This window comes from Paraoerskovia marina (assembly GCF_900105445.1).
Classification (GTDB): Bacteria; Actinomycetota; Actinomycetes; order Actinomycetales; family Cellulomonadaceae; genus Paraoerskovia; species Paraoerskovia marina.
On record NZ_LT629776.1, the window covers coordinates 2,169,773 to 2,194,598 of the forward strand.

Sequence of the window (24,826 nt, forward strand, 5' to 3'; positions counted from 1 at the left end):
GAATCGCACACCGCGCCATGCCTAGGGAAAAAACACCGGGACGACGGGGGTCAGTCGTCCCGCTGCTGGGCAAGAAACCGCTCGAACTCGTCGCCGATCTCGTCAGCGGTCGGCAAAGGCGCGTCCTGCGCCAGAAGGCTCGACTCGCCCACGGAGCGCGAGAACGCGTCGTACTGCTCCTCGAGGGCCCGCACGACCGCAGCCACCTCGTCCGACTCCGCGACCTGCCGCTCGACCTCGTCGGCGGTCTCGAGCACCGCGCTGTCGAGGCTCGACACGCGCAGGTCGAGACCGGTCACCCGCTCGACGTGGTCGATGGCCGCGACCGCAGCCGGCGGGTAGGGCGACTGCGACAGGTAGTGCGGGACGTGGACGGCGAAGCCGACCGCGTCGTGTCCCGCCTCCCCGAGCCGCAGCTCGAGCAGCGCCGCCGCACTGGCGGGTACGTCGACCCGCCCGAACCAGCTACGGGCCTCGCCGAGCAGCTCGCGTCGCGTCGCGTGCGTCGTCGTCGTGAGGGGTCGCGTGTGCGGGATCCCCATCGGGATGCCGTGCACCGTGACGGCGAGCGAGACGCCGAGCCGGTCGACGAGCTGGGTCGTCGCGGCGACGAACCGCTCCCACTGGAGGTCGGGCTCGGGCCCGCGCATCACCAGGAACCCGGTCCCCTCCGCGTCACGCAGGTGCTCGAGCCGGATCACAGGCTCGACGTAGTCGGACCAGTGGTCGGTGTCGAAGGTGATCGAGGTCCGCTTGGACCGGTAGTCGATCAGCTGGTCGGCGTCGAACGTGGCGATCGTCGTCGACTCGAACTCGTCGAGCAGGTGGTCGAGCACCAACGTGCCGGTGCTTCCTGCGTCGACGTAGCCGCGGAGCGCGTAGACGAGGACGGGGCCCGCACCGGGACCGGGGGAACCCGCGGCGCCGTCGAACAGCCGGTCGACGGCTTCCTCGTCGACCGTATAGATGTCGCGTGGATCAAGCACCGGGTCACCTCAAGATCAGATCTGGCCCGTCAGGGCACGGCCATGTGCTACCAGGAACACGCAGATCGCCTGTTTTCTTCCAGGCGGGGCGGTCAGTGCCCGGGGAGGCGGACCACCGTGACGAAGAAGTCGTCGATCTGACGCACGACGTCGATGAACCGGTCGAAGTCGACCGGCTTGGTGACGTAGGCGTTGGCGTGGAGCGAGTAGGACCGCAGGACGTCCTCCTCGGCCTCGGAGGTCGTCAGCACGACGACGGGGATGTGACGCAGGCGGTCGTCGGCCTTGAGCTCGGCGAGGACCTCGCGGCCGTCCATCCGTGGCAGGTTGAGGTCCAGCAGGACGAGATCGGGCGTGGGCGCGTCGGCGAACTCTCCCTCCTTGCGGAGGAAGCTCATCGCGCTGACACCGTCGGAGACGACGGACAGGCGGTTGGTGAGCTTGTGGTCCTCGAACGCCTCTCGCGTCATGAGGACGTCACCGGGATCGTCCTCGACCAGAAGGACGTCGATACCGCGGTTCTCCGTCATACACACCCTTTCCTCGCCTGAGCCGCCCGCCACGGGCGACCGACCGGGGCTGAGCCTATCCGACGGTCGCCGCTCTCCCGTCGTCGTCGACGTCCGCCGTGTGGGGCACCGGTTCGGGCTCAGGCTCGTGGGCGAGGGTCCACCGGACCGTCGTCCCTCCCGTCCCGGCCGGTTCGACACTGATGTCGCCGCCGTGGAACTCGACGATCCTCTTGCACATCGCCAGTCCGATGCCGGTCCCCTCGTAGACCTCTTTGGCGTGCAGACGCTGGAAGATCACGAACACCCGGTCCGCGTACTGCGGGTCGATGCCGATGCCGTTGTCCGTGCAGGTGATCTCCCACGCAGAACCAAGGTCCTGTGCGGCGAGCGTGATCTCGGGCGCCCGGTCGGGATCACGGAACTTGATCGCGTTGCCCACCACGTTGACGAGGAGCTGGCGGAGCAGGACCTCCTGCCCACGGACCGTCGGAAGCGCGTCGGCCGAGACCGTCGCGCCGGACTCCTCGATCCGCTCCGACATCTCGCTCGTGACCTGGTCGAGAAGGTGGGCGAGGTCGACGTCGGTCCGCGGGGCCGGGGTCCGCCCCACCCGGGAGAACCCGAGCAGGTCCTGGATCAGGCGCTGCATCCGCTTGGCACCGTCGACCGCGAAGTCGATGTACTGGTCGGCACGTTCGTCGAGCTGACCGCCGTACCGCTTCTTCAAGAGCTGCGTAAAGCTCGCGACCTTCCGCAGCGGCTCCTGCAGGTCGTGGGAGGCGACGTAGGCGAACTGCTCGAGGTCTCGGTTGGACCGCTCCAGCGCTGCCGCCTGCTGCTCGAGCAGGGTGTGCGACGCGGCCACCTCGGCGTGCGAGACCTCGACCTCGGCCGTCCGCGAGACAAGGGTGCGTCGCATCAGCTCGACGTCACGGGCAAGCCCCACGACCTCGCCCGAGCCTTCCATCTGGATCGGAGTCTCGGGCGAGTCCGTCGCGGCGTGCCGGACCTGGGCCGCGAGGTCCGCGACGGGTCTGGTGACACGACGCTCGACCATGCTCCACAACCACGCCGAGACGAGGATCGCGCAGAGGGCGAGAAGCACGACCGCGCCGAAGAGCGTGGCCGTCCACCGGTCCAGGACGGCGAGGTTCGCGGCCCGCTCGGACTCCAGGACCTCGATCAGCTCGTCGGTCGCCGTCCGAGCGTCTCGGTACAGCCCGTCCGAGACGGTGTCGACGGGCATTCCGGCCTGCTCCGACGCGACGGCCGGCTCGACGTAGCCGACGAACCAGACGTCGACGGCGGCCGCGGCGCGCGCCCACGCGGCCTCGATCGCCGGCTCGTCCTCCGCCAGCGCGGCGATCGCCCCGCTCTCGGGGTCGGGGGCACCCCCGGCGAGCACGCCGTTCTCGAGGGTCTCCAAGGACACGGTGTTTCCGGTCCGCTCGAAGCTGCGCACCGCGACCTCCGTGTCGACGAGCGCGAGGTTGAGGTTCTCCGCCTCGTGCAGCGCGTCGTAGTAGCCCTCCGTCACGAGGTCCTGCCTCTCGACGACCTCGGCGAGCGCGTAGCCGGCCACCGAGACGACGACCGCGAGCAGCACGCCCGCGACGACGAAGATCCGTCGCAACCACCGCCGCAACGTCCGCCTCGAGCTCATCTCCCCCACCCCGCGTCCTCGGCCGTCGTCGACGCACGCTCGCCGGCCTCGCCCGGGCCGGCCCATCCGACCAGGAGGGCCGCGGCGTCGTCGTCGAGCGGACCGCCGTGGACGTCACGAACGGCCCGGAGGGTTCGTTCGACGACGTTCGACTGTCCGTCGGCAAGCACGCGCTCGACCGTCGACGCCAGGCCGTCCAGACCCAGCCGCGCCCGGCGCGGGCGTGGGCCGTCCAGGCCCTGGACCTCCACTCCCGCGAGGGTCGCCTCGACCAGCCCGTCCGTGTACAGGAGCAGGCTCCACGGTGCCGCCAGAGGGATCGTCAGCGCCTGCCAGCCACCTGTTGACGGCACCCCCATCGCCCGTCCGCGTGCCGTCGACGGCACGGGAGCGATCCTGCCCTCGGAGATGAGCAGAGGTGCGAGGTGCCCGGCGAGGTAGAGATCGGCCGATCGCCTGTCGGGTGCGACGACCACCTGGCACAGCGTGGAGAAGATCTCGGGACGATCGCGCTCGAGCGTCAGGATGTGCTCGACGTGACCGATCACGTCGGCCGGCGCCGTACCGCTGACGACCAGCGTGCGCCAGGCCGTCCGCAGGGTCGCACCGAGCGCGGCCTCGTCCGGTCCGTGGCCCGCCACGTCGCCGATCAGGCAGACGACCCGCCCGTCCCCCAGCTCGACCGCATCGTAGAAGTCACCGCCGAGGAGCCCGTTGCCCCCGGGGATGTATCCCACGAGCACCGCGAGGTCGTCGTCGTCGACCAGCGGGGTCGGCAGCAGCGCACGCTCGAGCCGCATCGTCTCCGCCTCACGGATCTGGCTGCGGTAGATCGCACGCTGCTGGGCCTCGGACCGACGGCGCTGCACGGCATACCGGACGGAGCGCCCGAGGAGGTCAGGCTCGACCTCCCCCTTGACGAGATAGTCGTCGGCGCCCGCCGCGACGGCGCGGACCCCCTCGTCCGTACCGGACAGGCCCGTCAGGACGACGAGTGCCGGCGCGCACGGGAGTGCCCGGAGCCTCGTGACGGCGTCCAGCCCGACCGCGTCCGGGAGTCCGAGGTCGAGCAGGACGCAGTCGACGGCGCGGTCGCCGAGTGTCGAGATCGCGTCGTCGAGGGTCGTCGCACGCCTGACGACGACCGTCAGCGCGGCGTCCGCGAGGTGCTCGGTGACGAGGAACGCATCGCCGTCGTCGTCCTCGACGAGCAGGACGACGAGCTCGTCCTCGGCCCCGACGAGCGCACTCCCGCCGGATCCCTCGCCCGTTGTGTCGATGACCACGTGTGCCTCTCGTGCCGTTCCGGATTCCCGGCCACGATCCTAGCCGCGGGGAAGCCCCGGTGCGGGTCGCGTCAGGCATAATGGACGGCTGCCAGGAGACGGGAGATCACGTGGCCACGCGGCAAGACGAACTCAGACGTGAACAGCGGGTCGTCGACGACAGGTATGCGCGCCTCGACGCCCTCCGGGCACAGGCTCGCGCACGCCTCGCCGACGTCCGCCGTGCCGGCCCGTCGGGTTCTCCGCAGAACCGGAGCGAGCGCGACTCGTTCGCGACGCTCTACGAGGACCGACTCGCCCAGCTCGAGGCGGTCGAGGACCGGCTCGTGTTCGGCCGGCTCGACCTGCAGACGGACAGCACGATCTACGTCGGCAGGTTGGGCCTGACCGACGACCAGCATGCCTCCGTCCTGACGGACTGGCGGGCTCCGGCCGCGCAGGCGTTCTACCGTGCGACCTCCGCACATCCGGACGGCGTCGCCCGCAGGCGCCACCTGGTCACACGGCGACGGACCGTGACCGGGGTCGAGGACGAGCTCCTCGACCTCGACGCCCCGGCGGACGAGTCGACCCTCTCGGGCGAGGGCGCGCTCCTCGCCGCCCTGTCCACGGGCAGGACGAGCCAGATGGGCGACATCGTCGCGACGATCCAGGCCGAGCAGGACGCGATCATCAGGTCTGGGCTCGACGGAGTCCTCGTCGTCCAGGGTGGCCCAGGGACCGGGAAGACCGCCGTGGCGCTCCACCGCGCCGCCTACCTGCTCTACGCGCATCGGCGGACGCTCGAGCGCTCGGGCGTGCTCCTGGTCGGTCCGAGCTCGTCGTTCCTGCGGTACATCGACCAGGTGCTGCCGTCGCTCGGCGAGACGGGCGTCGTCTCGACCACCGTCGGCGACCTCCTGCCCGGTGTCCGGGCGACGGGGTCGGACTCCGCCGAGGCCACGCGCGTCAAGGGCCTGGCGATCATGGCGCGGGTCGTCCGCCGCGCCGTCCGCCGGCGCGAACGCGTACCGGCGCACGACCAGGCCGTCCGTGTGGAGGGGCACGACGTCGTCGTAAGGCGTCGGGACGTCCGCGACGCGATCGCCCGCGCACGGCGCACCCAGAAGCCTCACAACGAGGCGCGTCGGACCTTCGTCCGCGAGATGCTCCAGCGCCTCGCCGACCAGGTCTCGGACCAGCTCGGCGAAAGGATCGAGGGCGACGACCGGTCGATCCTCCTCGACGACCTGCGGCACTCGCACGACATCCGGGTGGCGCTGAACCTGGCATGGCTCCCCATGAGCCCGGAGTGGCTCCTCGAGGACCTCTACGCGAAGCCTGGACGCCTCGAAGAGCTTGCGCCCGAGCTGCGTGAGTCGGAGCGTCGAGCGCTGCTGCGGCCCCGCGGCAGCGCGTGGAGCGACGCCGACGTCCCGCTGCTCGACGAGGCGGCCGAACTCCTCGGAGTGGACGACCAGGTCGCGCGCGATGCCCGCCGCGTCGAGGACGCCGAACGCGCAGCACGGGTCGAGTACGCCCGCGAGATGCTGCGCTCGACCGGCGCCGGTGACGGCATCGTCGACGCGGAGACGGTCGCCGACCGGTTCAGCGCCGGCGGATCACACCTGACGACCGCCGAACGGGCGGCCCAGGACCGGTCGTGGACATACGGGCACGTCGTCGTGGACGAGGCCCAGGAGCTCTCCGCGATGGCCTGGCGCATGCTCGCCCGACGCTGCCCGACACGCTCGTTCACCGTGGTCGGGGACGTCGCCCAGACGTCCTCGCCCGCCGGGACCCGGGACTGGCGAGCGGCGCTCGAGCCTCCTCTCGGGCGCTCGGTCCGGGTCAAGGAGCTCACGGTCAACTACCGGACCCCGCGTTCCGTCGCGGACGCCGCCCAGCGGGTGGCCCGGGCCGCCGGGCTCCCGGTCTCCGCCCTGACCTCGGCACGTGACGTCGACGGCGCGCTCGAGACCGTGCAGGTCGGGACGCCGGACGAGACCGTGACCGTCGCCGTCCGGCGGCTCGAGGACGCCGCGCAGACGTTCCTCGAGGACGACGGCACCGGCCGCGTCGCGGTGATCGCGACGGCCGAGACCCTCACCCGGATCGAGCTGGCCCTCGACGACCTGGACCCTTCTGCGGCCGTGACGGCAGCGCGCGCGGGCACCGACCCGCAGATCGTCCTGCTGACCCCCGAGGCGGCCAAGGGGCTCGAGTTCGACGCCGTCGTGGTCGTGGAGCCGGCGACGATCACGGCACGTCGCAGCGGCGACTCCGACCTCTATGTCGCCCTGACGCGGCCGACGCAACGCCTTGTGGTGATCCATGCCGACGTGCTGCCGCCAGGCATAGAACCCTCGTCCTGATACATCTGTCCCGAGTGTCAAGACGACTCGGCAGATCTCTCGGGTCGCGGCGCACCATGGGCAGGTGCTGCGAGCCCTCCTTCTTGAGAACCTTCACCCCGACGCCACCGAGATCCTGACCGCTGCGGGCATCGAGGTGATCAACCACGGCGGCGCGATGGACGAGGACGAGCTCATCGAGGCCCTCCAGGGGGTTCAGATCCTCGGGATCCGGTCGAAGACGCACGTGACCGCGCGGGTCGTGGCGAACGCCCCGGACCTGATCGCCGTCGGTGCCTTCTGCATCGGGACCAACCAGATCGACCTCGAGGCCGCCGCCGACCGCGGAGTCGCCGTCTTCAACGCGCCGTTCTCGAACACGCGCTCCGTCGTCGAGATCGCGATCGCGGACATCATCTCGCTGACCCGGCGCCAGAGCGAGTTCGACAAGTCGATGCACGACGGGGTCTGGAACAAGTCTGCGGTCGGCGCGCACGAGGTCCGCGGCCGGACGCTCGGCATCATCGGGTACGGAAACATCGGCACGCAGCTCTCCGTCCTCGCCGAGAACCTCGGCATGTCCGTCGTGTTCTACGACACCGCCGAGAAGCTCGCCCTCGGCAACGCCCGCCGCATGTCGTCGCTGGACGAGCTCCTCCAGACCGCCGACGTCGTCACGCTCCACGTCGACGGCCGCCCGGGAAACGCGGGCTTCTTCGGCACGCGTGAGCTCGACCGGATGAAGCGCGGCGCGATCCTGCTCAACCTGTCCCGCGGCTTCGTCGTCGACGTCGAGGCACTGCGCGACCGCATCCAGTCCGGCCACATCTCCGGCGCGGCGATCGACGTGTTCCCGACGGAACCGAAGAAGCGCGGCGACACGTTCGAGTCCCCGCTCCGCGGTCTGAGCAACGTCATCCTCACGCCGCACACCGGCGGGTCGACAGAAGAGGCGCAGGAGGCGATCGGGAACTTCGTCGCCAACAAGCTGCGCGACTACCTCAGCACCGGCTCGACGACGCTCAGCGTCAACCTTCCGAACCTCGCGCTGGAGAAGACCACGGGAGTCCGGCGCGTGGCGCACCTGCACCGGAACACCCCGGGTGTGCTCGCCGCGGTCAACTCCACACTCTCGGCCCACGACACGAACATCGAGGGGCAGCTGCTCGCCACGCGCGGCGGCCTGGGCTACGTGGTCACCGACATCGGTGCCGACGTCTCCCCCGTCATGGTCGACGCTCTGCGAGGGATGGACCAGACCGTCCGTCTCCGCGTGATGGACTGACCCGCTCCTCGCCCTCCCCTGACGCGCCGATGGCCGCAGACTCTCGAGAGTCTGCGGCCATCGGCGTGTGCACGGGGCTCGGCGTCCTAGCCGGACTTGCGCCGGAAGGTCCGCTGCTGCATCGGCCCGGCGGTCTCGGAGCCATGGACCGCACCGGTGTTCCGGTCGCCCTCGGCCGTCCGGTGACGGGATGCCTGCTTCCGCTCGAGTGCCTCGCGGAACTTGGCGCGTGCTTCGTCCGACGGCGCCCCGGGGGCGCCCTCCTTCGAGTCTGAAGTCATCGTCGATCCTCCTTCGTCGCGGGTCGGTACCCGACAATGCCCCTAGCCTGCACCGCCACGACGGCGAGCGCGAGACTATTGCGTCGACGAGTCCGCGTCAGCCTGCTCGGCATGATCCTCACGCAGTGAGCGGATGGCCGCCTCGAAGTCGTCGAGGGACTCGAACCCGCGGTAGACGCTGGCGAAGCGCAGATACGCCACCTCGTCGAGATCGCGGAGCGGACCGAGGATCGCGAGACCGACGTCTCCCGCGTCGATCTCCGCGGTGCCGGCACTCCGGATCGCCTCCTCGACCTGTTGGGCGAGCAGGGCCAGATCGTCCTCGTCGACCGGGCGCCCCTGGCAGGCCTTGCGCACGCCGCCGACGATCTTGTCCCGGCTGAAGGTCTCGGTCACCCCCGACCTCTTCACCACGGACAGGCTGGCGGTCTCCGACGTCGAGAATCGCCGCTGGCAGGCCGGGCACTGACGACGGCGACGGATCGACGACCCGTCCTCCGACGTTCGCGAATCCACGACACGCGAGTCGGGATTGCGGCAGAACGGGCAGTGCATAGGGCTCCTTGCACGAAACGTACCGAAGCGAAACAGCTCCGGCGCCCGAAAATACGGCGAAAGGTACCAGCACCGCAAGAAGCCACACCGCGCACGCCTCGGGTCGGCCCGCGTGACCCCAGGCGTCCGAACCGTCTACTCGGAGGTGACGGGGAGCAGCACCGTTTGACCGATCTCGAGCGTCGAGGTCTGCAGACCGTTCAGCTCGACGATGTCCGCCAGGACGTCCCTGACGTCGGCGCCCACGACGGTCATCTCGCTCGCGTACGACCAGAGCGTGTCCCCCGGCTCGACGACGACCTCGCGCACCTCGACAGGCGCCGCCGGCGCATCGGCGACGACCGCCCGCGCGCCCAAGAGGCTGACGACGAACCCGACCGTCGCCGCGAGGACTGCGAGAACGACGCGCCCGCGGCGGGTCAGGCGGAGCGAGGACAGAGATCCTGCGGTGTGCCTGTGCCCCGCGGGGGCCAGAGTGAGCGTGGTCATCGATTCTCCTCTCACGGAGCTCGAGCAGCTTCCCCGGCTGATCGAACACCTGTTCGTCGAACATCTGTACGATGTATAGCACACCGGGGAGCGCCGCACACGGCAGGATCGAACACGTGTTTGAAAGAAGGGGCGTTCTGACCTACTCTGAGACATCGCCTTGTGGCGGCGACCTCGACGGAGCGGAGAGAACAGTGGAGCGAGTGCCCGGTTCAGACGTCCCCCTCGCCGAGGTGCATCCCCTGACGGCGCGGCAGCCGCTGTCAGAGCGCCAGAGACTCGTCCTCGAGACCGTCCAGGCCTCGGTCGACTCGCGGGGCTACCCACCGAGCATGCGCGAGATCGGCGAGGCCGTGGGCCTGACGAGTCCCTCCAGCGTGAAGCACCAGCTGATGACGTTGGAGCGCAAGGGATACCTCCGGCGTGACCCGAACCGTCCGCGTGCGATGGAGGTCGTGCGGATGCCGCAGGAGGCCGGTGCCCCCCTCGAGCAGGCACCGACGACGCCGATCCCACTTCTCGACCGGGCCGAGAGTTCCGGGCCCGAGTCGACGGATGCGACCCCCCGACCCTCCTACGTCCCCGTCGTGGGGCGGATCGCGGCCGGCGGTCCGATCCTCGCGGACCAGGTTGTCGAGGACGTCTTCCCGCTCCCGCGGCAGATCACCGGCGACGGAGAGCTGTTCCTGCTGAAGGTCGTCGGAGACTCGATGGTCGACGCGGCGATCTGCGACGGCGACTGGGTCGTGGTCCGCCGCCAGCCGGTGGCGGAGAACGGCGAGATCGTCGCCGCGATGATCGACGGTGAGGCGACCGTCAAGACGTTCCGGCGGACAGACGGGCACGTCTGGCTCGTGCCGCGCAACGACGCGTACGAGCCCATCCCCGGTGACGACGCTCAGGTTCTCGGACGGATCGTCTCCGTCCTCCGCAGCCTCTGAGCCGTGCTCTGCGCCACACCGTCCGAGCGCTTCAGGCGGGGTTGCGCAGGCCGACCTTCTGCAGAGTCTCGCGCATCGCCTCCGCCGAACGCCGAAGCCCTGCACGCTCTTCGTCGTTGAGGGGGACGTCGATCCGTACGTCGCAGCCGCGTCGGTCGACGAGTGCCGGGACAGAGAGGCAGATGCCGTCGAGGTCCTCGTTGCCCTGGATGAGGGTCGAGACCGGGAGCACGCGGTGCTCGTCCCCGAGGATGGCCTCGACGATGCGGGAACCCGCGAGCCCGATCGCGTAGTTCGTCGCACCCTTGCCCGCGATCACGCGATAAGCAGACTGCACGACGTCGCGCGCGATAGCCTCCCGGTCGGCGGCCGTGAGAGACCCTCGGCCCGGCAGACCCTGCCAGTCCAGCAGCGGTACGCCACCGATGGTGGCGCTCGACCAGAGCGGGATCTCCGAGTCGCCATGCTCGCCGGCGATGTACGCGTGCACGTTCTGCACGGCCACCCCGCACTGCTGGGCCACGGACTGCCGAAGCCGGGAGGAGTCGAGCACGGTGCCTGACCCGAAGACCTGGCGCGGGGGCAGTCCGGAGATCTGCAGCGCCGCGTAGGTCACGACGTCGACGGGGTTCGTCACGAGAAGGTAGATCGCGTCGGGTGCCACCTCCAGGAGCGGCGGGAGGACAGCACGCACGACGCCGATGGTCGCGTCGGCGAGGTCGAGCCGCGACTGACCGGGCCGCTGCTTGGCCCCCGCGGTGATCACGACCACGTCGGCGCCTGCGCAGACCGAGATGTCGTCCGACCCCTGGACGGTCGCCTGGGGCATGAACTCGAGCCCGTGCTGCAGGTCGAGCACCTCGGCCTCGACCTTTGCGGCATTCAGGTCGTAGAGGGCCACCGTCCGTGCTGCGCCGCGCATCAGCGCCGCATACGCCATCGTGGAACCGACGGCTCCCGCGCCGACGATCGCCAGCTTCGTCGTCCGTGACTGCACTGCGCCCTCCCAGGGATCGGATCCGAAGTGTCTAGCCTAGGGCGTCGAGGCGTTCGAGGGCACCGATGACCGTGGAGCGGTCGTGGGTGCGCCAGAAGGGCGGCATGGATCGCAGGAGGAACTGTCCGTAGCGGGCCGTCGCGAGCCGGGGGTCGAGGACCGCGACGACGCCGCGGTCGTCGATCGAGCGGACCAGCCGACCGGAGCCCTGTGCCAGGAGGAGCGCCGCATGCGCTGCCGAGACCTGCATGAACCCGTTCCCGCCGGCCTCCTCCACCGCGCGGGCGCGGGCCGACCGCACCGGGTCGTCCGGACGGGGGAACGGAATGCGGTCGATGAGCACGAGTCTGCACGCAGGCCCCGGGACGTCGACTCCCTGCCAGAGCGAGAGAGTTCCGAAGAGCGACGTCGCGTCGTCGTCGGCGAACTGGCGGACCAGCGTCGGGAGTTGATCGTCGCCCTGGCACAGGATCGGGATGTCGAGACGCTCGCGCATCGCGTCGGCGGCGACGGTCGCGGCCCGGCGCGAGGAGAAGAGCCCCAGGGTTCGTCCCCCGGCGGCCGTCATGAGGTCCGCGATCTCGTCGAGCTGGTGCTCCGTCGACGCGTCCCGCCCGGGCGCGGGCAGGTTGCGGGCGATGTACAGGATGCCCTGGCGCCCGTAGTCGAACGGACTGCCGACGTCCTCACCGGTCCACGGCGTCTCCTCGGGGTCGAGCCCGAGGGAGCGGGCGACAGGCTCGAAGCTCCCGCCGAGCGCCAGTGTCGCGGAGGTGAGCACCCCGGTCCGCTCGGCGAGGAGGTGCTCGCGGATCAGACCGTTCACCGCGAGCGGGGCTGCGTGCAGACGCGGGGACGACGGGCCGCCGTACGACGCGTCCGGCTGCGTGCACCAGAGGACGTCGTGCCCGGTCGGGTCGGCGGCCATCCGCTCGGCGACGTCGTGCAGCGCGAGGACCGACGCCTGAGCCAGCTTGAGACCGGGGTCGGGCGTCGACCCGGACTCGGGCTTCAGGGCCGACACGAGCCCGCGTGCCGCGTCCCGGACCGCACCGACCACCACGCGGACCTCGTCCGGGAGGCCGGCCGGAAAGCGTTCGGGCGGGAGCTCCTCGAGCATCGTCCCGAGCAGCGCCGCGGCGGAGTCGAGGTCGTCGGTCGTGACCCCACCGTGGCGACGGGCGAGCCGTGCGGCGTGCTCGGCGGACGGGGCGGACAGCTCGACGGTCGCCGCGGCGGTCACGCGCTCCGTCAGCTCGTGCGCCTCGTCGACCACGAGAACGTCGTGCGGAGGGAGGATCTGGGTGAGTCCCGATGCCTCGATGCCCAGCATCGCGTGATTCGTCACGACGACGTCGGCCTCCCTCGCGCGTTGCCGCGCGGCCTCGGGGAAGCAGTCGTCGATCAGGGGGCACTTGGCGCCCAGGCACTCCATCGTCGAGACGGAGACCTGGCGCCACGCCTTGTCCGAGACACCGGGCACGAGGTCGTCGCGGTCCCCCGTGGTCGTCGCCGCCGCCCACTCCCGGGCCCGCAGCACCTGCGCGCCCAGGCTCGCGTCCGCGCCGTCGGCGGGTGCAGGATGCTCCGCGCCGCCCGCCCTCTCGGCCCCGGGCAGGTCGAAGAGCGCCGGCTCGTCGTCGGGGTACCCACCGTCCACCTTGTGGGCACAGACGTAGTTGTTCCACCCCTTGAGCAGGGCGATGTCCGGGCGCCGCGGCAGCTCGCCCGCGAGAGCGTCGGCGACGAGCGGGAGGTCACGGGTGACGACCTGACGCTGCAGCGCGAGCGTCGCGGTCGAGACGACGACCTTCTCGTCGTCGACGACGGCATGTCGAACCGCGGGCACGAGGTACCCGAGCGACTTACCCGTGCCGGTCCCCGCCTGTACGAGAAGGTGCGTTCCCGAGTCGATCGCACCGCCGACCGCCTCGGCCATGCGGGTCTGCCCGGCGCGTTCGGTCCCGCCGAGCGCTGCGACGGCCGTCGCGAGAAGGTCACGCACGGGCGCGACCGTGGTCCCGGCGGCCGTACGGTCGGCCTCGTCCACTCCCGCGCTGGTCATCCGACGATCCTAGGGGTAGCGAGCCTTCCGAGGATCCCCGGGAGGGCCATCTGTGGGGAACTCGTCAGCGCACGGCCACGGACGCGATCTGCGCGGCGAGGTCTGCGTCGACACGGCCGCGGATGCGTGTTCCCGTACCGAGGTGTTCCTCCTCGTCGATCTCGCCCTCTTCGTGGATGCGGTGAACGAGGTCGCCGCGGTCGTACGGGACGACGGCGTCGATCTCGACGGCCGGGCGCGGCAGCTCTCGGGCGATCAGCTCGAGCAGGTTGTCGATCCCCTCGCCGCTGTGGGCCGAGACCACGATCGTCCGACGCTCGTGCAGCCTGACCCGGGCCACGGTCTCGGGGTCGGCGACGTCAGCCTTGTTGAGCACGACGACCTCCGGCACCCGGTCGGCGCCTGGGACGTCGGCAAGCACGGTGCGCACCGCCGCGATCTGCCCCTCGGGGTCGGGGTGGGACGCGTCGACCACGTGCAGCATGAGGTCCGCCTCCCCCGCCTCCTCGAGCGTCGACCGGAAGGCCTCGACGAGCTGGTGCGGCAGGTTCCTGACGAAGCCCACCGTGTCGGCGAGCGTGTAGACGCGCCCGTCCTCGGTCTGCGCCCGACGGATCGTCGGGTCGAGCGTCGCGAAGAGCGCGTTCTCCACCAGCACCCCCGCACCGGTCAGGGCGTTGAGCAAGGAGGACTTCCCGGCGTTCGTGTAGCCGACGATCGCGACCGACGGGATGTGTCCTCGACGTCTGGACCCGCGTTTGGTGGCCCGCGAGGGCGCCATCGCGGCAATCTCCCGACGCAGCTTGGCCATCCGGGTGCGGATGCGTCGCCGGTCGAGCTCGATCTTCGTCTCCCCGGGACCGCGCGAACCCATCCCGGCGCCCGCGCCACCGACCTGTCCGCCCGCCTGGCGGGACATCGACTCACCCCAGCCACGCAGGCGCGGCAGCATGTACTCCATCTGAGCGAGCTCGACCTGCGCCTTGCCCTCCCTGGACTTGGCGTGCTGGGCGAAGATGTCGAGGATCAGCGCGGTCCGGTCGATGACCTTGACCTTGACGACGTCCTCCAGCGACCGCCGCTGCGACGGTGCGAGCTCCGCGTCGACGACAACGGTGTCGGCCCCGCAGGCGGCGACGATCCCGGCCAGCTCCGCGGCCTTCCCGGACCCGAGATACGTCCCGGGGTCGGGCTTCTGCCGTCGCTGCAGCAGGCCGTCGAGAACCTCCGAGCCGGCCGTCTCCGCGAGCGCCGAGAGCTCACGCAGGGAGACCTCGGCGTCGTCCGCGGTCACGCCGTCGGATCCCCACAGGCCGACGAGGACGACCTTCTCCAGACGAAGCTGGCGGTACTCGACCTCGGTGACGTCCTGAAGCTCTGTGGAGAGCCCCGCGACCCGTCGGAGCGCGGCGCGCTCCGCGAGGTCCAGCTGGTCGCCGTCGTGGGCAGAGTGGACGGTGCCGCCCTCGGCCCTCGCGGTTCCCGCCCGGGCGAGCACGCGTGCCACGACCTCGTCGGCGACGTCACGCTCCGGGAGCCCGACGACGGCGTCGCGGTCGTCGAGGTCGTTCGGGGTGTTGTCGGACGGTGTCTGGGGCATGTGCGCCTTTCTGGAGGGGCCGGCGACCGCGGTCGCCCGGTCGAGGGAGAACAAGCGTGACACGTCCGCGATTCCCCGCGCGAGCGGATTTTCGTCAGCACGTAGGATCGACGACCGTGGACGACCCTGCTGAGCATTATTTCACCGCCCGCCCCGCGTCGGACGCGGAGCGTCGGACGATCGACGTGCGTCTCGCGGGCGAGGACGTCACCGTCGAGGTTGCGTCGGGCATCTTCTCCCCCGGGCGTCTCGACCTCGGCACGCAGGTGCTGCTGCGGTCGGTTCCCGGGCTCGACGCGTCGCCGCGGCCCGACGGCTCCGCGCGGCAGTACCTCGACGTGGGGTGCGGCTGGGGCCCCGTCGCCCTGACGATGGCCACCCAGGCTCCCGAGTCGGTGGTCTGGGCCGTGGACGTCAACGAGCGGTCGTTGGACCTGACGCGGCGCAACGCTCAGCGCCTGGGTCTGGGCAACGTCCGGGCCGTCGCGCCCGAGGAGGTGCCGGACGACGTCGTCTTCGACGGCATCTGGTCGAACCCGCCGATCCGGGTGGGCAAGGCGGAGCTCCACGCGCTGCTGACGCTCTGGCTCGGCCGGCTCGCCCCCGACGGCGACGCGCACCTGGTCGTGCAGCGCAACCTCGGCGCGGACTCGCTGATGCGGTGGATGAACGACTCGCTGCCCGGGCTGACGACGTCGAAGCTCGCGAGCGCCAAGGGCTTTCGGGTCCTGCACGTGACACGCGCGTCGTAGCGTCAGGGGCGGCCGGAGAGCTCGATCGTCCCGGCGAACACGAGGTCGGCCGGCCCGGCCAGCTCCACGTGGCCCGAGGCCAGGACCCGCACGCGAACGGTCCCGCCCGGCACGTCGACGAACCACACGTCGGGCGCCCCGGCGCCCGCCCACGCCCGGACGGCGAGCGCCGCGGCACAGGCTCCCGTCCCGCAGGACTGCGTCTCGCCGACACCGCGCTCGTGCACCCGCATGCGGACGCGTCCGGCGACCGCTCCGTCGTCGCGCCGGTGCTCACCGAGGGGCACCACGAGCTCGACGTTCGTCCCGGTCTCCGGGACGGGGACGACGAGCGGTGCGGCCGAGAGGTCGAGTCCCGTGAGCTCGGACTCGTCGGAGATCGCGACGACGGTGTGCGGGTTGCCCAGGTCGACGGAGAGGGCGGGCCTCCCCGTCGTCCAGCCCGCGGCCTGGACGCGAGCGTCGAACCCGTCCGTCACCGCACCCTGCCCACCAGGGAAGCGCCATGCCCCCATGTCCACGCAGTACCAGCCGTCGATGTCCCGCGTCACCCGCTTCACGCCGTCGCGGGTCGCGACGACGAACGGCGCGCGCGCACAGTCGGCAAGGCCGAGCGACTCCGCGAAGGCGGCGAACACCCGCACGCCGTTGCCGCACATCTCGGCGATCGTGCCGTCTCCGTTCCGGTAGTCCATGAACCACTCGGCGGACGGCTCGGCCACGAGCACCTCGCGCCCCTCGGGCAGCGTGGAGCTCGGTGCCAGTCGGATGACGCCGTCGGCCCCGACCCCGGAACGACGGTCCGTGAGACGTCGCACGTCCTGGGCGTCGAGCTCCAGCGTGCCCGCACGGTCGTCGACGAGGACGAAGTCGTTGCGGGTGCCGTGCCCCTTGACGAAGGGAATCAGCGTGGGGCGCGGCGCGGTGCTCATGCACCCAGGCTACGGCGTACCGGTGCGGGCCCGGGATCCGGTCCGGGCCCGCGGCGGGCGGACTCGACGACCGCCAGCGCTTCCGCGAGCAGGGTCGGTGACTGCGCGTCGAGCCAGTTCACCCGCGGGTCTCGCCCGAACCATCCCATCTGCTTGCGCGCAAGACGCCGCGTGTTCGCCGCGATCGCCGCACGGGCCTCGTCAGGGGTGAGCTCTCCGGCGTCCATCGCCAGCACCTCCGCATAGCCGACCGCACGAGCCGCCGTCCGACCGAGCGCAGGGGCGATCCGACGGACCTCGTCGACCAGACCCCGACCCCACATCGCCTCGACGCGGGCGTCCACGCGCGCGTCGAGCACGGTGCGGTCGCAGTCCAGTCCGATCTGGACGGCGGGCGACACGTACTCCTGCCGCGGGAGAAAGGCCGTGAACCTCTCACCCGTGACCTCGACGACCTCGAGCGCCCGGACGACCCGTCGCGCGTTGCGCGGGTCGATGCGTTCCGCGGCCTCCGGGTCGCGGAGCGCGAGCTCGGCGTGCAGCACGCCCGGGCCCTCAGCCACCGCCCGGGCCTCGAGGTGAGCGCGGACGACCGGGTCGGTGCCCGGGAACTCCATGTGGTCGAGAAGTGCCCGGACGTAGAGCCCGGAGCCCCCGACGACGACCGGTTGCGCGCCCCGTGCGGCGATGTCCGCGAGCGCCGCGCGCGCGTCCCGCTGATACTCGGCGACCGTGGACTCCTGATCGGGATCCAGGACGTCGACGAGATGGTGGGGGACGCCGCGCCGCTCCTCCGGCGGCACCTTGGCTGTGCCGATGTCCATGCGTCGATACGTCTGGTACGCATCCGCGTTGACGATCTCCGCGGGCGCGAGGGACTCGGCGAGGTCCAGCGCGAGGTCGGACTTGCCCGTCGCGGTCGGTCCGACGACGGCGATGATCATGCCGCCCCCCAGACCTCGACGGTCAGCTGCTCGTCGCCCACGCGGACCGACGCGACCCGGCGGCCCGGTCCGAGGGCCCGACCGGCGCACGCCCGGACCACGCCGCGACCGGCGTCGTCCCCCACGAGGACGACGTCGCCGCGTACCAGAACGGCGGACAGCTCGTCGCCCGTGGCGTCGTCGGCGATCTCGAGCACGCGTCGAGGCAGTTCGGGCGCCACGGTGTCGAGCAGCGTGAGCAGCACGGACGCCTGCAGTCCTGCCCGGGCGTCCGAGGTCGGCACGGCCCTCGTCTCTGCCGACCGGGCGGTCGACACCTCGGCCCAGGGGCCACCTGCCTGCCCGAGGTCCGGGAGAAGATCGGCGAACCGCGTCGCACTCCCTCGTGCGACGACCAGGCAGCGACCGGCCGGTCCCACGGCGTCGAGCAGCGCGGCGACCGCGGTCGCGCGCAGGTGCGCGACGGGATCCGCGCGCCCGGCCGCCCCGGGCAGCATCAGGGCGGAGGCGGGCAGACTCACGGCGGTCACGGGCACGTGCGCAACGGTACCCGGACGCAATCCGCAGGTGCGGCGTACGCTGACCACGTGAGGCTATTCGGCGGCCGTCGCCGCACCCCGGACGACGCAGGTCTTCGATCCGCGGTCGAGGACGTCCTCGTGCGAGAGCTCGGTCGTCTCCCGGACGCAGGGAACGACCGTCTCCGCCCGCTCGACGTCGACCGTCTGCACGCGCGCCTGCTCCACCTGGGGATCAACGCGGCGCGGGACGTCGAGGACGACCTGGTGTGGTCGTGGCGAGGTCGAGAGTTCACGGTCCGTGCGATCGGCGCGGACACGGAGATCCTCGACCTGCGGGCCGACTGGCCGCGGACACCGACGATCGACCGCCTGGCCGAGTTCTGGCGGCTCTGCAACGCGTGGAACGCGGAGCGAGTCTGGCCGACCGCCTCGGTCCGCGTCGACGACGACGGCGAGGTCCTGCTCGGCGGCCGCGTGAGCATCGACGTCGAGACCGGAGTGAGCGAGGCGCAGCTGGACCACCTGCTGCGCACGGCGATCGGGAGCACCGTGGCGTTCTTCGACGCCGTCGACGGGACCTATCCGGACCCGATCGCGGAGGCGCCGTGAGGCTGTGGGGGCGGCGACGACGTCCGGGCGTGGCCACCGAGGCACCGGCCCCTGTCACGCCCCGTCGGGTCGCGGACGAGCTGACCCGCCAGGGCTACGCGTTCAGGGTGGGTGGCGACGGCGTGCTGACCGGGACCTGGGACGGGCACCGGCTCTGGTTCCTCCTCCTCGGGGACGAACGTGGGCTGCTGCAGGTGCGGGGTCGAGCCGCGCGGACCACGCCCGTGGAGCACCACGACGCGCTCGTCCAGGTGCTGAACGACTGGAACCGCGACGGCCTGTGGCCTGCGGCCCACGCTCGCGAGGAGCAGGGGGTTCTCCTGGTCTACGGCGAGGTGTCGACGCCCTTCGAGCTCGGAGCAACCGACGCCCAGCTCGCGCACGCGATTCGCACCGGGGTGGCCGGCTGCCTGGCGCTCTTCGAGGCGCTCGACTCGCTCGTGCGCGTCGAGTAGCCCGCCGCGGGACTACGGCCGCAGCGTCGGGAGGCCGAGCACGACCGGACCGGGCGCCGCCGGAGCGCCGTGCCCGTGGTCGTCCTCGCCACGCAGACGCGCACGCTCGCGGGCGACCCAGGCATCGCCCGAGGCAGTCCGTCGGACGTCGAAGGTGCCGCCGGCGACGGCGGAGTCGGCGATCAGGTGGTACGGCGCGGACCGGGTCACCTCGACCGTCACGACGTCGCCCGGACGCGGCAGCCGGGGGTCGACGACGTCAGCCAGGCGCGGGTCGTCGGCGCCGCCGAACCCCTCGGCGAGGTCCTGCGCCGCGGCTGGCAGGGCGAGGTGGACGAGCCGGTTGTCCGCCGCCCGCCCGGTCACGCGGTGGGACGTCCCGTCCTTGCGGCCGGAGCCCTCCGTGACGAGCACCTCGAGCGTACGTCCGACCTGCCGCTCCGACTCTCGGCCGGAGATCGTCTCCTGAAGGGCGAGAAGACGGTCGAACCGCTCCTGGACGACCTCTTTGGGAACCTGCTCGCCGAGGTCCGCCGCCGGGGTCCCCGGACGTGGGGAGTACTGGAACGTGAACGCCGACGTGAACCGCGACGCCTCCACCACGCGCAGGGTCTCCTCGAAGTCCTCGTCCGTCTCTCCCGGGAACCCGACGATGATGTCCGTGGTGATCGAGGCGTCCGGCATCACCGCGCGGACCCGGTCCAGGATGCCGAGGAACTTCGCGCTGCGGTACGACCGGCGCATCGCCCGCAGGATCCGGTCCGAGCCGGACTGCAGGGGCATGTGGAGCTGCGGCATGACGTTGGGCGTCTCTGCCATCGCCTCGATGACGTCGTCGGTGAACGCCGCCGGGTGCGGCGACGTGAAGCGCACGCGCTCGAGTCCGTCGATCTGACCGCAGGCGCGCAACAGCTTGGCGAACGCGCCACGGTCCCCGAACTCGACCCCGTAGCTGTTCACGTTCTGGCCGAGCAGCGTGACCTCGATGGCGCCCTGGGCGACGAGTGCCTGGACCTCGGCCAGCACCTCGCCCGGACGGCGGTCCCTCTCCTTGCCGCGCAGGTGCGGGACGATGCAGAACGTGCAGGTGTTGTTGCACCCGACGCTGATCGACACCCACCCGGCGTAGACGGACTCTCTCCGGGTCGGCAGCGTCGACGGAAAGACCTGCAGCGACTCGGCGATCTCGACCTGGGCGGCGTCGTTGTGGCGAGCCCGTTCGAGCAGCACCGGCAGGGCGTCGAGGTTGTGGGTGCCGAAGACGACGTCGACCCACGGCGCCTTCTCCACGATCGTCCCGCGGTCCTTCTGCGCGAGGCAGCCGCCCACGGCGATCTGCATGCCGGGACGAGCGGCCTTCACCGACGCGAGCATGCCGAGGTTGCCGTACAGCTTGTTCGCGGCGTTCTCGCGCACGGCGCACGTGTTGATCACGACGACGTCCGCCTGGTTCGCCGCCTCGTCCTCCGGGCTCGCGCGCCGATAGCCCGCATCCTCGAGCATCCCGGCCATGTGCTCGGAGTCATGGACGTTCATCTGGCACCCCAGGGTGCGCACGGCGTAGGTGCGGCGCGGCGTGGCGGTCGTCGGCTGGGGGGCGGCGGGGCGCGGCAGGGCGGTGGTGGACATCCTCACCAGGATACGGCGCGCGGCCGCGGGCAATCGTTCCCGGACCGTTACCGGGGGAAGTAGCGCACATCACACCGATCCTCTACGTTCGGGAAATGACCGACGAATCAACCAGCGACGTTCTTGTCGAGCTCCATGACGTGAACAAGCACTTCGGCGAGCTCCACGTCCTGCAGGACATCAACCTGGAGGTGGCTCACGGGGAGGTGCTCGTCGTCATCGGCCCGTCGGGCTCCGGGAAGTCGACCCTCTGCCGGGCGATCAACCGTCTGGAGACCGTCGACTCCGGCACGATCCGGATCGACGGCGTCGACCTGCCCGCCGAGGGCCGCGCGCTCGCCCAGCTGCGATCCGACGTCGGCATGGTCTTCCAGTCCTTCAACCTCTTCGCGCACAAGACGGTCCTGCAGAACGTGACGCTGGGCCCGATCAAGGTGCGCGGCCTCAAGGTCGCCGACGCCAACGAGGAGGCGATGGCGCTCCTCGACCGCGTCGGTGTCGCGAACCAGGCCGACAAGCTGCCCGCACAGCTCTCGGGAGGCCAGCAGCAACGCGTCGCGATCGCCCGCGCGCTCGCCATGCACCCCAAGGTCATGCTCTTCGACGAGCCGACCTCTGCGCTCGACCCCGAGATGATCACCGAGGTGCTCGACGTCATGGTCCAGCTCGCGAAGGAGGGCATGACCATGGTCGTCGTCACCCACGAGATGGGCTTCGCGCGCAAGGCGGCCGACCGCGTCGTCTTCATGGCCGACGGCCAGATCGTCGAGGAGGCGACACCCGAGGAGTTCTTCACGAACCCTCGCAGCGAGCGCGCGCAGGACTTCCTCTCGAAGATCCTCACCCACTGACCACCCCAAGAAAAACCACGACACGAGGAGAACTGCAATGCGTACACGGACTGCAGGCTGGGTGGCGATCGCCGCGGCCACCACACTCATGCTCGGAGCATGTTCCGACGACTCGTCCGACGGGGACTCGTCCGAGCCGGCTGACGTCTCCGCGGGAGACTTCGCCGAGGGCAGCACCATGGCCGAGCTCGCCGAGGCGGGGTCGATCACGATCGGGACCAAGTTCGACCAGCCGCTCTTCGGCCTCCAGGGCCCCGACGGCGTCCCCGTCGGGTTCGACGTCGAGATCGCCACGATGATCGCCGCAGAGCTCGGCATCTCGGAGGACGGCATCGAGTGGGTCGAGACCGTCTCTCAGAACCGGGAGCCGTTCATCCAGGACGGCCGCGTGGACATGGTCGTCGCGACGTACACGATCAACGACGAGCGCAAGGAGGTCATCGACTTCGCCGGACCGTACTACTCGGCCGGTCAGGCTCTGATGGTGCGGGCCGACGACGACTCGATCACGACGCCCGAGGACCTCGCCGGCAAGATCGCCTGCTCGGTGGACGGTTCGACGCCCGCCAAGAACATCGAGGACAACTACCCCGACGTCGAGCTCAAGACGTTCGCGGCGTACACCGACTGCCTCGACCCCCTGCGCAACGGACAGGTCGACGCGGTCACGACCGACAACGTGATCCTGGCCGGCTACGTCGACGAGAGCCCCGACGACTTCAAGATCGCCGGCGACCAGTTCACCGAGGAGCCCTACGGGATCGGCATCGCGAAGGGCGACGACGAGTTCCGCTCCTGGATCAACGACGTGCTCGAGGCCTCCTACGACGACGGCCGCTGGCAGGCGGCCTGGGACGAGACGGCCGGCACGGTCCTGCCGACGGCCGAGCCGCCCGCGGTCGACCGGTACTGAGCCGCGCGGCACCGACACACGACGAGCACACCCCGACGAGGTAGCGGGCCGGTCGACGACGTCGACCGGCCCGCTGGCCGGAAGCAGGAACCATGGACTCAGTAATTGAGGCCCTCCCCCGGTACTGGGACGGCTTCACGATGACCCTCTATCTCGCCGTCGTCTCCGGCATCCTCTCTCTCGTGCTCGGCACGCTCCTCGCGGCCTTCCGCGTCTCGCCGTTGCGGTCCCTGCGGTTCATGGGCACCGTCTTCGTCGAGGCAGGGCGCAACACGCCGCTGACACTGGTCTTCATCTTCTTCGTCTTCATCCTTCCCGCGGCAGGGGTCATCCTGCCCCTGGGTACGACGCCCGCGATCATCGCGCTGACCGTCTACACGTCGGCGTTCGTCTGCGAGGCGGTGCGGTCCGGGATCAACAGCGTCGGCGTCGGCCAGGCCGAGGCAGCCCGGGCCATCGGGCTCGGCAGCGTCCAGACCCTCACCCTCGTCGTCCTGCCCCAGGCCCTGCGGTCGGTCGTCCCACCGCTGATCAACGTGCTGATCGCACTGACCAAGAACACCTCCGTCGCCGCAGGGTTCGCCGTCGTCGAGCTCACCGCGACCGGCCGAGGGCTCTCGCGCGACTATCCGGCGGACGTCATCTGGATGCTCCTGGGCGTCGCGTTCTTCTATCTCGTGATCACCATCCCGTCCGGCGTCCTCGCCGGGTTCGTCGAGCGCAAGGTGGTGTTCAGCCGATGAGCACGTCCGTCCTCTACGACGCGCCAGGACCGCGGACCCGACGTCTGGAGCGGATCGCGTCGATCTCCGTCGCGATCGTCGCTCTCGGCGCTCTCGTCTGGCTCGCGACCAAGATGGCTGCCGACGGGCTCTTCGACGACCGCTGGCTCGTGTTCGTCGACCCACCCAAGGGCCAGACCGCGTCCGACGTGTGGACCTCGCTCTTCAAGGCCCTGGGCAAGACGATGTCCGCCGCCGCCGTCGCCGCGCCCCTCGCCCTCGTCCTGGCCCTCACCCTGGCGGGCCTCCGCACCGCACGGACCCGCTGGATCAGTGGGCCGGCGACCGCCGTCATCGAGTTCCTGCGCGGCATGCCCGTGCTGCTCATGATGTTCTTCGGACTGCTCGCGTTCGGGCTCTCCGCCTACTGGGCGGTCGTCTTCGGCCTCGCGCTGTACAACGCCGCGATCGTCGCGGAGATCCTCCGGGCGGGTCAGGCGGCGCTTCCCCGCGGCCAGGTCGAGGCAGGGACGGCGATCGGCCTGACGCGCGGTCAGACGCTGCGCCTGATCCAGCTGCCACAGGTGGTCAGGTTGATGCTGCCGTCGCTGATCAGCCAGTTCGTCGTCCTGCTGAAGGACACGTCGCTCGGCTTCATCGTCGGGTATCGCGAGCTCCTGCGGACCATGCAGCTGAACTACAGCTTCTTCGGCGACGAGTACCGCCTGCCGCTCTTCGTCGCGGTCCTGGCCATCTACCTGACGGTGAACATCACGCTCTCGCGGACGGCGGTCGTCGTCGAACGCCGACTGGGCGCGGGTGGCAAGACGAAGAAGAAGGCCCGGAACACACCCTCCGGGGGCGGTTCACCGACGCCGGCCAGCAAGCAACCCGGCGTCATGCTCGACGAGTAGCAGAATCTCGGGGCAAGTAGCAGACTCTCGGCCAGGGCGACAGGGGCGCGCGGTCAGTTGCCCGCGTCGTCGACGCCCTGGCCGTCGAGCTCGTCCGCCTCGGTCTCGAGCTCGGAACGCACGAGTTCGAACGCGAGACCGGGGCCGTAGCCCTTGCGGCCGAGCGCGGCCACGGTGCGACGCACGCGGACGTCCCGGTCAAGACCCCGTGTCCGGGCGAGTCGTCGACGCACGAGATCCGCCGCGGCGGCTCGTTCGTCGTCGTCGTCGACCTGACCGAGCGCGTCGGCGGCGAGATCGTCGTCGATTCCCTTGCGGCGCAGCTCTTCGGCCAGCGCGCGCCGCGACAGGCCGCGTTCGGCGTACCGTGTCCGGACGAGCGAGTCCGCGTAGGCGGCGTCGTCGACGAGGCCGACCTCCTCCATCCGGTCGAGCAGAGGCTCGACGAGCTCCTCGGGGTACCCGCGCCGCCCGAGAGCCTGGGTCAGCTGGGCTCGGCTGCGCGGTGCCCCTGTCAGCGACCTCAGCACGTACTCACGAGCCTGCTCGGTCGCCTCCTCACGACTCAGGTCCCCGGTCTCGAGGCGCTCG

25 protein-coding genes are annotated in these 24,826 nt (G+C 70.9%); 10 read left to right on the forward strand and 15 right to left on the reverse strand.

Annotated elements, in window-relative coordinates:
• Positions 1-50 precede the first annotated feature (50 nt).
• The 4 genes from BLU20_RS09795 to BLU20_RS09810 all read right to left on the reverse strand — a co-directional run bounded on the left by BLU20_RS09795 (position 51) and on the right by BLU20_RS09810 (position 4,447).
• The gene (locus BLU20_RS09795; RefSeq protein WP_083372406.1) at positions 51-986 is read right to left on the reverse strand and encodes a PAC2 family protein; all 936 of its coding nucleotides are present in this window, start codon (positions 984-986) and stop codon (positions 51-53) included.
• 92 nt (positions 987-1,078) lie between these two features.
• Positions 1,079-1,516 (reverse strand): response regulator, encoded by a 438-nt coding sequence (locus tag BLU20_RS09800; protein ID WP_029252625.1) that lies wholly within the window; start codon positions 1,514-1,516, stop codon positions 1,079-1,081.
• A 55-nt stretch (positions 1,517-1,571) separates the two neighbouring features.
• Positions 1,572-3,161 carry a sensor histidine kinase gene (locus BLU20_RS09805; RefSeq protein WP_083373013.1) on the reverse strand — a complete coding sequence of 530 codons (1,590 nt, stop codon included), beginning with the start codon at positions 3,159-3,161 and terminating at the stop codon, positions 1,572-1,574.
• On the reverse strand, positions 3,158-4,447 hold the full coding sequence (locus BLU20_RS09810) for a PP2C family protein-serine/threonine phosphatase (protein WP_083372407.1): 1,290 nt from the start codon (positions 4,445-4,447) through the stop codon (positions 3,158-3,160). The genes BLU20_RS09805 and BLU20_RS09810 overlap by 4 nt, the downstream gene beginning before the upstream one ends.
• Positions 4,448-4,557: 110 nt before the next feature.
• On the opposite strand from BLU20_RS09810, the gene BLU20_RS09815 reads away from it, so the two are divergent.
• Together BLU20_RS09815 and serA are read left to right on the forward strand one after the other, a co-directional pair.
• Positions 4,558-6,801: a HelD family protein gene (locus BLU20_RS09815; protein ID WP_407946458.1), complete on the forward strand. Its 2,244-nt coding sequence runs from the start codon at positions 4,558-4,560 to the stop codon at positions 6,799-6,801.
• Between the two features lie 64 nt (positions 6,802-6,865).
• Complete coding sequence (gene serA, locus BLU20_RS09820) at positions 6,866-8,065, forward strand: phosphoglycerate dehydrogenase (protein WP_083372409.1); 1,200 nt, start codon at positions 6,866-6,868, stop codon at positions 8,063-8,065.
• A gap of 86 nt (positions 8,066-8,151) precedes the next feature.
• Here serA and BLU20_RS09825 read toward each other — a convergent pair whose 3' ends face one another.
• From BLU20_RS09825 to BLU20_RS09835, 3 genes are all read right to left on the reverse strand, one after another.
• Positions 8,152-8,346, reverse strand: a complete 195-nt coding sequence (locus BLU20_RS09825; RefSeq protein WP_029252620.1) for a DUF5302 domain-containing protein — start codon at positions 8,344-8,346, stop codon at positions 8,152-8,154.
• Between the two features lie 75 nt (positions 8,347-8,421).
• The gene (gene nrdR, locus BLU20_RS09830; RefSeq protein WP_029252619.1) at positions 8,422-8,901 is read right to left on the reverse strand and encodes a transcriptional regulator NrdR; all 480 of its coding nucleotides are present in this window, start codon (positions 8,899-8,901) and stop codon (positions 8,422-8,424) included.
• 135 nt (positions 8,902-9,036) lie between these two features.
• Positions 9,037-9,390, reverse strand: a complete 354-nt coding sequence (locus BLU20_RS09835) for a LysM peptidoglycan-binding domain-containing protein (RefSeq protein WP_172829058.1) — start codon at positions 9,388-9,390, stop codon at positions 9,037-9,039.
• Positions 9,391-9,593: 203 nt separating this feature from the next.
• Between BLU20_RS09835 and lexA the strand changes: the two genes are divergently transcribed.
• A complete protein-coding gene (gene lexA, locus BLU20_RS09840) occupies positions 9,594-10,331 on the forward strand; it encodes a transcriptional repressor LexA (RefSeq protein WP_231959181.1) in 738 nt (245 codons plus the stop codon).
• 31 nt (positions 10,332-10,362) lie between these two features.
• On the opposite strand, the gene BLU20_RS09845 is transcribed toward lexA, so the two are convergent.
• From BLU20_RS09845 to hflX, 3 genes are all read right to left on the reverse strand, one after another.
• Entirely contained in the window at positions 10,363-11,328 is a 966-nt protein-coding gene (locus BLU20_RS09845; RefSeq protein ID WP_083372411.1) for an L-lactate dehydrogenase, read from the reverse strand.
• Positions 11,329-11,359: 31 nt separating this feature from the next.
• Positions 11,360-13,393, reverse strand: a complete 2,034-nt coding sequence (locus BLU20_RS09850) for an ATP-dependent DNA helicase (protein ID WP_083372412.1) — start codon at positions 13,391-13,393, stop codon at positions 11,360-11,362.
• Between the two features lie 64 nt (positions 13,394-13,457).
• On the reverse strand, positions 13,458-14,993 hold the full coding sequence (hflX, locus tag BLU20_RS09855; RefSeq protein ID WP_083373015.1) for a GTPase HflX: 1,536 nt from the start codon (positions 14,991-14,993) through the stop codon (positions 13,458-13,460).
• Between the two features lie 116 nt (positions 14,994-15,109).
• On the opposite strand from hflX, the gene BLU20_RS09860 reads away from it, so the two are divergent.
• On the forward strand, positions 15,110-15,745 hold the full coding sequence (locus BLU20_RS09860) for a class I SAM-dependent methyltransferase (protein WP_029252613.1): 636 nt from the start codon (positions 15,110-15,112) through the stop codon (positions 15,743-15,745).
• Positions 15,746-15,747: 2 nt separating this feature from the next.
• Here BLU20_RS09860 and dapF read toward each other — a convergent pair whose 3' ends face one another.
• From dapF to BLU20_RS13945, 3 genes are read right to left on the reverse strand one after another with little or no spacing between them, the layout of a single operon-like run.
• Entirely contained in the window at positions 15,748-16,677 is a 930-nt protein-coding gene (gene dapF / locus BLU20_RS09865) for a diaminopimelate epimerase (RefSeq protein ID WP_083372413.1), read from the reverse strand.
• A complete protein-coding gene (miaA, locus tag BLU20_RS09870) occupies positions 16,674-17,621 on the reverse strand; it encodes a tRNA (adenosine(37)-N6)-dimethylallyltransferase MiaA (protein ID WP_083372414.1) in 948 nt (315 codons plus the stop codon). Before miaA ends, dapF begins: the two co-directional genes overlap by 4 nt.
• Positions 17,618-18,157: a hypothetical protein gene (locus tag BLU20_RS13945; protein ID WP_172829059.1), complete on the reverse strand. Its 540-nt coding sequence runs from the start codon at positions 18,155-18,157 to the stop codon at positions 17,618-17,620. The genes miaA and BLU20_RS13945 overlap by 4 nt, the downstream gene beginning before the upstream one ends.
• 51 nt (positions 18,158-18,208) lie before the next feature.
• Between BLU20_RS13945 and BLU20_RS13950 the strand changes: the two genes are divergently transcribed.
• Both BLU20_RS13950 and BLU20_RS09885 read left to right on the forward strand, forming a co-directional pair.
• On the forward strand, positions 18,209-18,751 hold the full coding sequence (locus tag BLU20_RS13950; RefSeq protein ID WP_172829060.1) for a type III secretion system chaperone family protein: 543 nt from the start codon (positions 18,209-18,211) through the stop codon (positions 18,749-18,751).
• A gap of 29 nt (positions 18,752-18,780) precedes the next feature.
• Complete coding sequence (locus BLU20_RS09885; protein WP_162175462.1) at positions 18,781-19,206, forward strand: type III secretion system chaperone family protein; 426 nt, start codon at positions 18,781-18,783, stop codon at positions 19,204-19,206.
• Between the two features lie 12 nt (positions 19,207-19,218).
• On the opposite strand, the gene miaB is transcribed toward BLU20_RS09885, so the two are convergent.
• The gene (miaB, locus tag BLU20_RS09890; protein ID WP_083372417.1) at positions 19,219-20,835 is read right to left on the reverse strand and encodes a tRNA (N6-isopentenyl adenosine(37)-C2)-methylthiotransferase MiaB; all 1,617 of its coding nucleotides are present in this window, start codon (positions 20,833-20,835) and stop codon (positions 19,219-19,221) included.
• A gap of 95 nt (positions 20,836-20,930) precedes the next feature.
• On the opposite strand from miaB, the gene BLU20_RS09895 reads away from it, so the two are divergent.
• From BLU20_RS09895 to BLU20_RS09910, 4 genes are all read left to right on the forward strand, one after another.
• Positions 20,931-21,686, forward strand: a complete 756-nt coding sequence (locus BLU20_RS09895) for an amino acid ABC transporter ATP-binding protein (protein ID WP_029252606.1) — start codon at positions 20,931-20,933, stop codon at positions 21,684-21,686.
• A 37-nt stretch (positions 21,687-21,723) separates the two neighbouring features.
• Positions 21,724-22,599: a glutamate ABC transporter substrate-binding protein gene (locus BLU20_RS09900; RefSeq protein ID WP_029252605.1), complete on the forward strand. Its 876-nt coding sequence runs from the start codon at positions 21,724-21,726 to the stop codon at positions 22,597-22,599.
• Positions 22,600-22,691: 92 nt separating this feature from the next.
• Positions 22,692-23,342: an amino acid ABC transporter permease gene (locus tag BLU20_RS09905; protein WP_083372418.1), complete on the forward strand. Its 651-nt coding sequence runs from the start codon at positions 22,692-22,694 to the stop codon at positions 23,340-23,342.
• Positions 23,339-24,235, forward strand: coding sequence for an amino acid ABC transporter permease (locus tag BLU20_RS09910; RefSeq protein ID WP_083372419.1), 897 nt, complete (start codon positions 23,339-23,341; stop codon positions 24,233-24,235). The genes BLU20_RS09905 and BLU20_RS09910 overlap by 4 nt, the downstream gene beginning before the upstream one ends.
• A gap of 53 nt (positions 24,236-24,288) precedes the next feature.
• Here BLU20_RS09910 and BLU20_RS09915 read toward each other — a convergent pair whose 3' ends face one another.
• Positions 24,289-24,765, reverse strand: coding sequence for a regulatory protein RecX (locus BLU20_RS09915; RefSeq protein ID WP_231959182.1), 477 nt, complete (start codon positions 24,763-24,765; stop codon positions 24,289-24,291).
• Positions 24,766-24,826 lie beyond the last annotated feature (61 nt).

Excerpts from the sequence above, each read along its gene's own strand:
- BLU20_RS09800 (WP_029252625.1), bottom strand. The coding sequence starts at position 1,516 with ATGACGGAGAACCGCGGTATCGACGTCCTTCTGGTCGAGGACGATCCC.
- BLU20_RS09805 (WP_083373013.1), bottom strand. The coding sequence starts at position 3,161 with ATGAGCTCGAGGCGGACGTTGCGGCGGTGGTTGCGACGGATCTTCGTC.
- BLU20_RS09825 (WP_029252620.1), bottom strand. The coding sequence starts at position 8,346 with ATGACTTCAGACTCGAAGGAGGGCGCCCCCGGGGCGCCGTCGGACGAA.
- nrdR (WP_029252619.1), bottom strand. The coding sequence starts at position 8,901 with ATGCACTGCCCGTTCTGCCGCAATCCCGACTCGCGTGTCGTGGATTCG.
- BLU20_RS09835 (WP_172829058.1), bottom strand. The coding sequence starts at position 9,390 with ATGACCACGCTCACTCTGGCCCCCGCGGGGCACAGGCACACCGCAGGA.
- BLU20_RS09850 (WP_083372412.1), bottom strand. The coding sequence starts at position 13,393 with ATGACCAGCGCGGGAGTGGACGAGGCCGACCGTACGGCCGCCGGGACC.
- hflX (WP_083373015.1), bottom strand. The coding sequence starts at position 14,993 with ATGCCCCAGACACCGTCCGACAACACCCCGAACGACCTCGACGACCGC.
- dapF (WP_083372413.1), bottom strand. The coding sequence starts at position 16,677 with ATGAGCACCGCGCCGCGCCCCACGCTGATTCCCTTCGTCAAGGGGCAC.
- miaA (WP_083372414.1), bottom strand. The coding sequence starts at position 17,621 with ATGATCATCGCCGTCGTCGGACCGACCGCGACGGGCAAGTCCGACCTC.
- miaB (WP_083372417.1), bottom strand. The coding sequence starts at position 20,835 with ATGTCCACCACCGCCCTGCCGCGCCCCGCCGCCCCCCAGCCGACGACC.
- BLU20_RS09895 (WP_029252606.1), top strand. The coding sequence starts at position 20,931 with ATGACCGACGAATCAACCAGCGACGTTCTTGTCGAGCTCCATGACGTG.
- BLU20_RS09900 (WP_029252605.1), top strand. The coding sequence starts at position 21,724 with ATGCGTACACGGACTGCAGGCTGGGTGGCGATCGCCGCGGCCACCACA.
- BLU20_RS09905 (WP_083372418.1), top strand. The coding sequence starts at position 22,692 with ATGGACTCAGTAATTGAGGCCCTCCCCCGGTACTGGGACGGCTTCACG.
- BLU20_RS09910 (WP_083372419.1), top strand. The coding sequence starts at position 23,339 with ATGAGCACGTCCGTCCTCTACGACGCGCCAGGACCGCGGACCCGACGT.